This is a genomic window from Desulfoplanes sp., assembly GCF_054921335.1.
On record NZ_JBUDSQ010000091.1, the window covers coordinates 1 to 8542 of the forward strand.

Below are 8542 nucleotides of genomic sequence, written 5' to 3' on the forward strand. Positions count from 1 at the left end.
GTGAAAGTCCGGCGGCGATAAGATCGGCATTAATGAATGTGAGACAATTCGCTTCATTGGGAAGAAATTCTTTGGCAAAGGTGGTCTTGCCTGCACCATTCGGGCCTGCGAGGATGAGGATGCGTTTTGAATAGTTGATTGACGATTGCATGGGGCCTGACCCGTTGTGTTCATTGGATAGTTATTTCGTACTGTCTGGATTTTTTGATCATAGATTTCTTGTAAGGACTCTGCAAGAGGTGTTTGTAGGGGAAATGCCCTGAACTTTCATGCGAAAAGACGGCCTTTTTTGCGTTTTTATAGCTTATTTCCAGCCTGCGAGTTGACGCAGGCCTCCGTCAGCGATTCCAGAGCAAATTGACCTCCCAAATCATTTTGACTGTTATTCAAAAATACGTTGGATCTTACAAGCGGATCACAATGGTTGGATTGACGGGTTTTGCTCAAGGAGTTAGCTCAACGACGTAACGCCAAGGGCGGAGGATGCATGAAAATCAGAAACCCTTTTGGACCTGATCTTCAGGGAGACTGACCGGCAATGGACCGTTACCGATCCCGGCTTGCGGGACGGGCTCTGCCGACTGGTTGTCTGAGCCTGCAGAAATATTGGTCAGGGACACGATTTCTCAGGTGCGGCAACCAAACGGCTCCTGGGCACGCAGCGGGCCGGGAGGCTTTGTCGGTACACGGGAGTCGCTCTCTCTCCAGTTGAAACATATGCGGTACAAGGTGGTATTGATCAACTAACTACGGCCGGCATCAGGCAACCGTCTTCCTTTCAAGGGGGCATTGTGCAGCGATGACTCTATTTTTTGAAGGAAACAAACATATGACTCGCCGTGGATTCCTGAAAGTTTTTACGGCGGAGGTGTGTACGATTGCCGGCAGTTGTTGCTGGGCGCCTTCGGTGGTGGCCGGGACAACCGTACCGCCGTCGGTGAATCAGCAAGCCAGCCCCAATGGCAAATCGGGTAGCGTCTTTGATCAGGCGGAAAGACAAACGCGGCATATTCTTGCGGACATGCAGACCAATCTTCAAAAGCAACTGGCCGACCATCCGCAATCTTTTGCCCAATCCCTGCGGATGCATCTCATCGATGTCGCCATGTGGCCGCCGTTGGCGCCGCTGGTTCAGGATATCCTGACTTCGCTGGGGAATAGTGCAAAGGCCAGGGAACGGTTCGCCTTTCTCATGCCCATAGTGGAATGGATGAGCGAGCCTTTCCTGTTTCCAGTAGAGACCGGGGGAACGCCTGAAGAAAAGGCCAGGGAAGCGGACAGGCTGTTCAACCTCATGAGCAACTTGCGGAAACAGGGATTCACGACGAGTCTGGATAATGTGGGCGATGCTTCCCTTTCCCCGGAAGATGCCCTGGCCTATCAACAGTATTACGCAACGCTTATCCGTGCTTTCATCAAATCCGACACAAATGACGAGCTTTATATGTCCATAAAGCTATCCGCCCTTGTGCACGACCTAGATACAGCTTTGGGCAACGGGCCTGCTGCCGAAACCAAGCGCCAGGCAATATCGGAAGGGCTCGGCAGGCTTCTCGAACTGGCCGCCCAGGCACCGGACAAAGCCATTTTCCTGAGACTCGACATGGAGGAGTACTGCTACAAGAATCTTACCTTGCAGCTTTTCCGGGAGATCGTGGAGAACACCCCTTCTCTTGCCATAGGTCCAAAGGGCAATTTGCGCATCGGCATTGTTATCCAGGCATACTTGCGCGATTCGGCGGCGGACATTCGGGACATGGTCAACTGGGCGCGATCCCGCAACCTGCGGATTCCCATACGGCTCGTCAAGGGAGCCTATCTGGATTATGAGCGCACGACCGCCGCAGAAAAAGGATACCCAAGTCCCGTATGGGACAACAAACCCTCCACGGACGCCAACTATGAAGCTCTCAGCGCCTGTATGCTGCTCAATCTGGACACGGTGCTTCCTGCCTTTGCCACGCATAACATCAGAACACAGGCGCACGCCATCGCTCTGGCCGGATCATACGGTCTTGCCGACGAAATTGCTCAGATTCAAATGCTTTACGGCATGGGTGATCCCATCAAGCATGTGGTAGCGACCATGGGCTATCCCCTGCGTGAGTACATACCCGCCGGTTCGCTGGCCCGCGGGCTCAAGTACTCCGGACGGCGTTTCAAGGAACTGGCCAACAGCGACAACGCCCTGGCAAGAACCATGCGCGGCGACTTCAGCGAAGCGGACGGTTCAACTCCGGTATTCACAGGTGAACAGGATATAAAAGATTCGCACGACGTCGAGGCGTTCTTGAAGGATTCCTTGATGTCTGCAAGCTGAACCATCGGCCGGTTCACCCTGCCCGCGTTTCGGGGATTCGGCGTGCCTCATCCTGACGAAGATGCAGCCGTCATTTTTTTATGGCCACGGGTCTGTCCGATTTCCGAACAAGGGAGACGGAGTGATGCCTCAACCATCGATGGGACCACGGGGTGTCTTATCGCTACACAAGGAGCTGCAACAATGAACCAACCGCACACGATTGGCCGGACATGCATCTTACCCCGGTGGGGGTTGTCCAAAGCGCTTTGACAACTCCCAGCCTGGGAACGACAGAGGACAATCTCAAGCTTGAACCTTCGGCAGAAACCTTCAAAAAGCAGCACGAAGCAATCAAAACCAGCTTGAGCGAAATCCTGATATTTGAACCATGGCAACCGCTTTTGAAGGGGATAGAGGGCTTTTCCCATATTCTGGTGCTGTACTGGCCTCACCTTGTTCCCCCGGAACGACGAAAACTTGAAGAGGTCCATCCCATGGGAAGAAAGGACATGCCCCTGCAGGGTATTTTTGCCACCTGCAGCCCTGCCCGGCCCAACCCTATCCTGGTATCTGCCGTGGAACTGATCGAGAGGAACAGGGACTCATTGACCGTCAAAGGGCTCGAGGCCGTTGATCAGAGCCCGGTCATCGATATCAAACCCTACAATGTCAACTACATGAAAAAGGAGAACCTGCGTGCCCCGCAGTGGATGCAGCAACTCAATGCAGAGCTTGACTCCTGATCAGAGCTCTGATGCAAGCGATAAAAAAGGGCCGGGGAAGAATCCCCGGCCCTTTTTGGTGCCCCGCATGACGCCTTTGTTCTTCTGGAGAAGAGTGCGTCATGGAGTTCGTCTCTTCACCCCCATATCCCCAGAAAGCGAAGTCCGTCCCTGAAGAGAATCAGGGCGAAGCATACCATGATCATTCCCGGAAAACGTATCAGAAGGGTATAGGCCCGGCTCGAAAGAATGGACGATTTTGGAGATAAAAACATGGCTTTAAGAACGAAAATGGTCTTGTTTCGATAGTTATTAGTCACTATTTCGGTTGGTTATCTTGGTCCGACCCCGCTGATGACAGATTCGTGATGCTTCGTCAAACATCTGGATTGGAGAGACAGCGGAGAACCCAGTACCCACATGATGATGAATCCCAGGAAGGGATGTCAGGGGCTTCGTTGTCGTAATATGAATGGGGCAAATACTCAGCGTGAGATGAAGGAAGGATAAGCCCCAAGGGGTTGAGGTCTGCGGGTATGACTTCGATTGGCCTTTCTTATCCTTCTATTCGCCAGCACCGAGTAAACAGAAGTGGGACGGGAAAACCGTCACTGCTTTTCAGGGGTAGGGTCTACCCATTATCGCTGGCGCTCATTCATGCGTAATCAGCTACAGGGTCGATCACGACAAAAAATAGAACGGGAGCCACAGTCGTTCAGTACTGCGGCTCCCATTTTTTAACTCTCAAACTCAGAAGGATCAGAGGATACTTCTTCCTCGTCCTGGCCTGTGGCAGAAACGGGCGAAAGGGTGATTCTGTTGTCCTCATCCACTTCGATGGTGAACTCGGTGTTGATCGGAAAGTCTCCTTCGATGGCCTCCATCTTTTTCAACGTTATTTTGAGTCCGTTTTTCGTCAAACGAACCCGGCTGTTGCTCCTTTGATAGAGATTCCTATGAGTTCTCAGCTGGTTATCCTCCACAGAAAGTCGCATTAAATGCGCCCGGAGGTTCTGGAGGGATGCCAGTCCCAGCTTTTTCTTCGCTGTCTGGGCATCGGCTCCTTCTTCACAAAGTTGCCGCAACAGTGTCGGGTTGTACAACGACTCCATCACCTTTTTCTTGGGTTCATCTTTCTTTGCCATGATTCCTCCTGTATGTTATTGATATAAGAGGAATATCTTTACCAGTTTTGAGTTAGTGTAATACTGCACCAGTGCTTACAGTGACTTGCTCTGGAGGCGCGATATTTGCGCTCCTCCAGCCCGTTTTTGGTTTTGGGGCAGGATGGGTCAGGATTTTGGGATACGCGCAGGATTGGGGGTGTTCCGCGCGAATTCCACCCCCAGGACCGGAACCCCGGGGGTGGACAATTGGAAGGCGGAGAAGGTGGAGGAAAAAAAAGACCTGGCTCACCGGTCCTCGGGAAGACAAATCGTCAAGCATGGGCTGCCATCGTCATCAGGACCGACCATTCCAAGCACTTTCACTTTCTCTATGGTTCGGGGGTGCATCAGAAAGATCACGTCAAAAAATACGTGGGACCCATCCCAGCGAACAGATGCGGCAGCTTTGAGCATTTCCAGTACATCATGAAGTCTGCCACGGGTTGATTGCCCTTCGCCTTCAAGTCCAGCAGGTGGTTCAATATAACGGTGAAAGAGATTGTCCGAGATTGCGGCTGGTATCATAAAGCCGCTTTCCTGTGCTTCTTTGGAAATATCGATTAAAACCCCGTCAGCAAGTGCTTGTTTTCGAGTGTAAGAATAGATAAGTTCAAAATCATCAAAGCTCATAAGGACTCCTTCAAATTGAATTTTTATGGACCTTGAAGGGTATCCTCGGGCTTGAGCGTTGGTCACGCCAAATTGAAAAAATGAATATCCACTATGGACACAGTGAGGCTTGTGATGCATGCACTTAGAATTATTCTCGTCAGCATTTTTGTTACCTGTTTGGCGGCTGGGAGTATTGATGCAGAGGAATATGAATACATTATACAAGAATCACACAGAATTGAGTTGCCGGACACGACGGGGTGGGAATATTTGGGTGAGTTTGATGTTGATTATATTGATCAAATTCCAGGTAAAGAGACAGTATTGAAAGGCTATGCTCAAGGAGACATTCAAGTTGTTATTGCATACCTGAAGGGGAAAGAAGACCCTTGGAGTTTTTGGAATGGAAGAACAAGCACTCAGGAAACGTTTGACACTTATATCGATGCAAACAATGATAGGATTTTTGAAATGTATATACCAAATGGAGAAACAGATCTGGAGCCGGAGATGGATGCATGGGGATTTGATTAGGATAAAATGAATGCAAAGGACTTAACATGAATAAGCTCAATATACTTACAGCCAGTGTATATATTATTTTTTTGATGGCTTGCAGCGCTGATGCTAAGGAGCATAATGCCACTGGATTTATAGTCCCGGATTTAAGTGAGGCCCAAAAGGTCAATGACTTTATGCATGACAACGAATCATCCATTCCAGGAAAAGAAACCAAAGTCGAAATGTTCGACCTGGGACCAGTAGGTTACGTCTTTAGGCTAAGTGTTAAAGGTCATGTTTATGGCTACGGTATTGATACGGACAAGAACGAACCGATTGACTTCGAAATTGTAGATGTGGATGGTGACGGTGTTTTTGAAACAAAGTATGAAGCTGGTGAAGAGTACTCAATGCCACAGTGGATTAAAGAATAATCCAAACAGAAGAGGCTGATAATGAAATTTCTCAAGTTATTAGTTGTCAGTGTATTAGTAATTGCCAGCAGCGGACATGTATTTGCTCAAAGTCAGACGAGGCAAAACATTGAAGTATTAGAAGCTGCTGGTTGGACGATTTATGATACTGAGGAAAAAATTATAAACAGACCTCAAAAAACATGGAGATACAGAACATATAATTCTGTTCTTGTTGAAAAATATCTCAACTCTCCAATAGCTAGTTTATTTAGTAGTATTGATTTTCTACTGGACGGGAGTCTCTCAAACGACGAGATTAGTACATATTTTGTTTCTGATGACGGGTACGTTGGCTTGAACATTACGACTAAAGACTTGACAACAGGCATGGTAAATCCAGAAGGATCAAGACGCTATTTGGCTTACATTAAGGCAAATGATGACCAATTGGAATATTTAAAAAGGATATGTCCAGACAGGGAAAAATTTGGATGGACTGGAGATTAAGTTGTGCCATTGATGGTAGTTCGTTTCACACTATAGACAGAAACACGAGGATTGTAACATGAAAGAGTTTACGTCTTTATTGGCACCAGCTTTAATTGCTTTTTTTCTTTTATTGAAAGAGCTAAACGACAATCTTTCTAGTAGAGAATCCTCCAGCATCAAAAAGTACATTCCTCGCAGCGTGGGACTTGTTGCTGCTCTTTTAGTCTTTGCTGTTACTGCAATAAATATACTGTTTTATTTCATTGAACAGCCGTCAATTAAGTCATACGGTAATTTTGTGTCTGCTGGATTTGATGAACGCAAATCAAAGCCACATGAATGTGAATTCGTTCTTTCTTGGGATTTTTTAAAGGATAAAAAATTTGACAACGCAAGTATTTTTATCGGAACACTTGGTTCTGATGGAAATCTATACCCGGCGCATACTTTTAATACACCAATGGTCCCAAGATTCCAAGATTATTTTTTACGGATTAAAGCCAGTGAAGCAACGCAAGACATTGTTAGAATAATAATTTTCGCTGTTGACAATACCACAATCAGCCAAATGAATGAGCAAGAATATGGTGTCTGTTTTAAGCAAACATTGTATAAGTGGGATGAGTTTCTTCGCATATTTATCGAAAGTAACGTTGCAATAGAAGATTCATTTGTGAAAATATCTCCACGAGAACTTCTCAGTGAAAGATTTGGAATTCCCTACGATCAAACCAACGAAAATCATTTGGACTGAACGTTCAGAATGACTTTTTACGTATTGAATCAATTTAATACTTGAAAACATAAATGAGGAAGTTGTGATTATCAAAATACTAGCTACCGTAATATTCGTTACAGTAATTACAATTACACCTTGTTTCTCTGCTGAGGAACTCCCTCAAGTATGTATAGATGCAGAAAATACACAGTCTCTTACTAGTACAATATCACTTTTATCCCAGTGCCTCGACCAAGTGGAGGACTCTTCCCGCGCTTCCGATATTTACAGTGACAGAGGATTTGCATGGATAAACCTGGGGAATTTTGAGAAAGCTCAAAAGGATCTTTTACAAGCTATTGCTTCCAATGACGCCAACCATATGGCTTATAATAGGCTTGCCTGGCTTTACGCAACGTTTGAAGACAACTCAAGACGTAACGGAAATGAAGCTGTTAGGCTTTCTCTCATTGCGTTGTCGTTAGAACAAATTCCTTCATATTACGATACACTTGCAGCAGGATATGCCCAACTTGGGGATTTTGCTAAAGCTGTAGAATCAGAATTGCTGGCCCTTGAATTAGCCAAAAATCTTGGTAGACCTCAGAGTTCAATGGACTATTACCAATGGTACATTGAGCGGTACGAATCATCCAAGCCATTTGCTCCGTACAGACAATAATCTGGATGTGGAATGGCACTTGTAGCCGGGAACCGCTCAAAACGGCACACCAACTTTGGTCAACCATTTGGTGAACCGGGTGCCTCTAACACCTATCCAACATCCCTGAAAAGATGTTATATTCAATAATAAAAATCAAACAATTTCAAGGGATAAAGGCGAATTCTCTGGCATGGCATTCAAGAGGTCGTCAGTTCGATCCTGATCAGCTCCACCACTTAAACGCTTAGTATGCTTCACAAAAATCCCTTGAATGCCGAGTGAAAAAGCCGCCTTTTAGGCGGCTTTTTCCGTTTTCTAGCTTATTTCTAGCCTACGCGCCGGTCTTGTACCTCTTAGACAGATCCCTGAAGCCCGTGAATTCTTCCATGATTTCGAAATGTGAGTATCGTTCCGTCATCTTGGCCGTCTTGTGTCCTATGAGTTTTTGGGTTTGTTTGAGGGTCATCCCCGCATGAATCAAGTTGCTGCAGAAGGTATGACGAAGGTCATGGAAGTGCAGGTGATTCATGTCGGCTTCTTGCCGGATGGTATTCCAGGCTGATTTGATATCACCAAGAGGACGGCCGTCCGGTTGTTCGACGACATACCCATCAACGTTCTCAATGGCGATTTTCCGATATTTCGCCAGATATTTCCGTCGCTCGATCAGGGTCGCCCGTGTACGGGACATATCGAGCCGATGAGCCCGCCGGACCCCATTCTTATCCGTCCCTGAAAAAGGTGATGCATCCTTTGCGGCAAACAATGGCCATCGATTTGCATGGTTGAACCGGAATCGGTGGCCATTGAGGGTGCAAATGTGACTTCCAGGGCATGAACGTTTTCAAGAAAATCGAATTTCAGAACACGAATTTTTCCCGAGTCAAATTCCTCACCGGTTATCTGGTATTTTTGCCGGCCCCCTGCCTGTCTTTGGGAACGGTACTATCAG

Annotated in this window: 10 protein-coding genes; 7 read left to right on the forward strand and 3 right to left on the reverse strand. The window is 47.0% G+C overall.

Annotation, left to right across the window (positions count from 1 at the left end):
- Positions 1-829 precede the first annotated feature (829 nt).
- Together ACY692_RS13150 and tsaA are read left to right on the forward strand one after the other, a co-directional pair.
- A complete protein-coding gene (locus ACY692_RS13150) occupies positions 830-2320 on the forward strand; it encodes a proline dehydrogenase family protein (RefSeq protein WP_462325834.1) in 1491 nt (496 codons plus the stop codon).
- 212 nt (positions 2321-2532) lie between these two features.
- Positions 2533-3045 (forward strand): tRNA (N6-threonylcarbamoyladenosine(37)-N6)-methyltransferase TrmO, encoded by a 513-nt coding sequence (gene tsaA / locus ACY692_RS13155; protein WP_462325835.1) that lies wholly within the window; start codon positions 2533-2535, stop codon positions 3043-3045.
- Positions 3046-3761: 716 nt separating this feature from the next.
- Here the strand turns inward: tsaA and ACY692_RS13160 are convergent.
- Together ACY692_RS13160 and ACY692_RS13165 are read right to left on the reverse strand one after the other, a co-directional pair.
- A complete protein-coding gene (locus tag ACY692_RS13160; protein ID WP_462325836.1) occupies positions 3762-4169 on the reverse strand; it encodes a hypothetical protein in 408 nt (135 codons plus the stop codon).
- A gap of 267 nt (positions 4170-4436) precedes the next feature.
- Positions 4437-4820, reverse strand: a complete 384-nt coding sequence (locus tag ACY692_RS13165) for a DUF6573 family protein (protein ID WP_462325837.1) — start codon at positions 4818-4820, stop codon at positions 4437-4439.
- A 114-nt stretch (positions 4821-4934) separates the two neighbouring features.
- On the opposite strand from ACY692_RS13165, the gene ACY692_RS13170 reads away from it, so the two are divergent.
- The 5 genes from ACY692_RS13170 to ACY692_RS13190 all read left to right on the forward strand — a co-directional run bounded on the left by ACY692_RS13170 (position 4935) and on the right by ACY692_RS13190 (position 7608).
- Positions 4935-5336, forward strand: a complete 402-nt coding sequence (locus ACY692_RS13170; RefSeq protein ID WP_462325838.1) for a hypothetical protein — start codon at positions 4935-4937, stop codon at positions 5334-5336.
- 26 nt (positions 5337-5362) lie between these two features.
- Positions 5363-5737 carry a hypothetical protein gene (locus ACY692_RS13175; RefSeq protein WP_462325839.1) on the forward strand — a complete coding sequence of 125 codons (375 nt, stop codon included), beginning with the start codon at positions 5363-5365 and terminating at the stop codon, positions 5735-5737.
- Between the two features lie 21 nt (positions 5738-5758).
- On the forward strand, positions 5759-6226 hold the full coding sequence (locus ACY692_RS13180; RefSeq protein ID WP_462325840.1) for a hypothetical protein: 468 nt from the start codon (positions 5759-5761) through the stop codon (positions 6224-6226).
- A gap of 58 nt (positions 6227-6284) precedes the next feature.
- A complete protein-coding gene (locus ACY692_RS13185; protein WP_462325841.1) occupies positions 6285-6962 on the forward strand; it encodes a hypothetical protein in 678 nt (225 codons plus the stop codon).
- A 64-nt stretch (positions 6963-7026) separates the two neighbouring features.
- A complete protein-coding gene (locus ACY692_RS13190) occupies positions 7027-7608 on the forward strand; it encodes a tetratricopeptide repeat protein (RefSeq protein WP_462325842.1) in 582 nt (193 codons plus the stop codon).
- Positions 7609-7921: 313 nt separating this feature from the next.
- Here the strand turns inward: ACY692_RS13190 and ACY692_RS13195 are convergent, their stop codons facing one another.
- Positions 7922-8281: a tyrosine-type recombinase/integrase gene (locus ACY692_RS13195; protein ID WP_462325843.1), complete on the reverse strand. Its 360-nt coding sequence runs from the start codon at positions 8279-8281 to the stop codon at positions 7922-7924.
- Positions 8282-8542 lie beyond the last annotated feature (261 nt).

What these genes read in the sequence shown, in the direction of transcription:
- ACY692_RS13150 (WP_462325834.1), top strand. Translation starts at nt 830, where the DNA reads ATGACTCGCCGTGGATTCCTGAAAGTTTTTACGGCGGAGGTGTGTACG.
- tsaA (WP_462325835.1), top strand. Translation starts at nt 2,533, where the DNA reads ATGCATCTTACCCCGGTGGGGGTTGTCCAAAGCGCTTTGACAACTCCC.
- ACY692_RS13160 (WP_462325836.1), bottom strand. Translation starts at nt 4,169, where the DNA reads ATGGCAAAGAAAGATGAACCCAAGAAAAAGGTGATGGAGTCGTTGTAC.
- ACY692_RS13165 (WP_462325837.1), bottom strand. Translation starts at nt 4,820, where the DNA reads ATGAGCTTTGATGATTTTGAACTTATCTATTCTTACACTCGAAAACAA.
- ACY692_RS13170 (WP_462325838.1), top strand. Translation starts at nt 4,935, where the DNA reads ATGCATGCACTTAGAATTATTCTCGTCAGCATTTTTGTTACCTGTTTG.
- ACY692_RS13175 (WP_462325839.1), top strand. Translation starts at nt 5,363, where the DNA reads ATGAATAAGCTCAATATACTTACAGCCAGTGTATATATTATTTTTTTG.
- ACY692_RS13180 (WP_462325840.1), top strand. Translation starts at nt 5,759, where the DNA reads ATGAAATTTCTCAAGTTATTAGTTGTCAGTGTATTAGTAATTGCCAGC.
- ACY692_RS13185 (WP_462325841.1), top strand. Translation starts at nt 6,285, where the DNA reads ATGAAAGAGTTTACGTCTTTATTGGCACCAGCTTTAATTGCTTTTTTT.
- ACY692_RS13195 (WP_462325843.1), bottom strand. Translation starts at nt 8,281, where the DNA reads ATGTCCCGTACACGGGCGACCCTGATCGAGCGACGGAAATATCTGGCG.